This window comes from Actinotalea sp. C106, from assembly GCF_023630195.1.
Lineage (GTDB): Bacteria > Actinomycetota > Actinomycetes > Actinomycetales > Cellulomonadaceae > Actinotalea.
In genome coordinates this window covers 1-555 of sequence record NZ_JALPKN010000640.1, presented here as the reverse complement: position 1 = coordinate 555, position 555 = coordinate 1, and the positions used below count along the sequence as shown (strand labels likewise).

Here is a 555-nt window from a genome sequence, read left to right as displayed (position 1 = left end):
TCGCGGACCGGGGCCGCCCCGGTGCTGCAGCCACCAGGCGGTGTAGGAGGGGATCGCCCGCCCGTCGGCGCCGCGGCCCCACGGCTCGACGACCGCACGACGGGCCTCGCCCCGGGTCAGGGCGGCCATCACCTCGCCCCAGGCCTCCTCGCGGACCGCGTCGAGGTCGGCGACGACGACCAGGTCCCCGCGGTCGGTGAGGTCGTCACCCTCGAGCACCTCCTCGAGGTGCTCGAGGTACGCGCCCCAGCCGTCGAGGGCGTCGGTCACGAGGGTGGCGTCGTCGTCGGGGTCGTCGAGGTCGGTGAGGGCCTCGACGACCGCGCGCGCGTCCAGGCGCTCGACGGTGATCCCAGCGCGGACCCCCGCGAGCACCAGGCCCTCGCCGGGGCGCTGCGCGACGTGGTCGTCGAGCACGGGCAGGACCTCGGGGTCGAACCACTCGGCGGCCGGGGACCCGGGGAGCACCAGACCGTGGGCCGGCAGCAGCTCGCCGTCCTGCGCGGGCAGCAGCACCTCGCCCCACCACGGCTCGGGCCGCGGGTCCGACCCCGC

Annotated in this window: 1 pseudogene; it reads right to left on the bottom strand. The window is 77.7% G+C overall.

Annotated elements, in window-relative coordinates:
• A pseudogene (locus tag L0B03_RS18950) lies at nt 1–555 on the bottom strand (ATP-binding protein); the annotation flags it as partial.